Here is a 640-nt window from a genome sequence, read left to right as displayed (position 1 = left end):
GAAGCGCAAGAAAATCCCAGTGGCAGACCGTCACCCGTTGGCTCGCCCGATGGCGGTCAGCCAGGTCTGGTCGATGGATTTCGTATTCGACCGGACGGCCGAAGGCCGGGCCATCAAGAATCTGACCGTGGTCGATGATGCCACCCACGAGGCGGTCGCCATTGTGCCGGAGCGCGCGATGGGTGGCCTGCATCTGACGCACGTCCTCGACCAGTTGGCGAAGACACGCGGCTTACCCAAAGCGATCAGGACCGATAACGGTAAGGCGTTCTGCAGCCGTGCGATGTTGACCTAGGCGCATGCCCGTGGCGTTCAGCTCTTCCTCATTGAGCCGGGCAAGCCCAATCAGAATGCCTACATCGAATCGTTTAACGGGCGTTTCCGGGATGAGTGCCTGAACGAGCACTGGTTCACCAGCCTGCTGCATGCCCAAGTCGTCATCGAAGCCTGGCGGAGGGAATACAACAACGAAAGACCCAAGAAGGCCCTGGGTGGTTTGACGCCGGCCGCCTACGCCAAATCACTCGCTGAGAAATCAGGTAAATTAGCCCCGGACTCTAAAGCCCACTGCTACGCCCCTGAAAACGGAGGGACGTCGGCAGGTCAGTTGGCCGCAAGGCTACGAAGAGACTGGGCAGCG

At 60.2% G+C, this 640-nt stretch carries 1 pseudogene; it reads left to right on the top strand.

The features are described from left to right. Positions 1–529: pseudogene (locus ACG97_RS16755) on the top strand (integrase core domain-containing protein); the annotation flags it as partial. Positions 530–640 lie beyond the last annotated feature (111 nt).

The organism is Vogesella sp. EB (assembly GCF_001037925.1).
GTDB classification, from domain to species: Bacteria; Pseudomonadota; Gammaproteobacteria; order Burkholderiales; family Chromobacteriaceae; genus Vogesella; species Vogesella indigofera.
The sequence above is the reverse complement of the archived record's forward strand: the minus strand, read 5'-3'. Positions and strand labels throughout refer to the sequence as shown.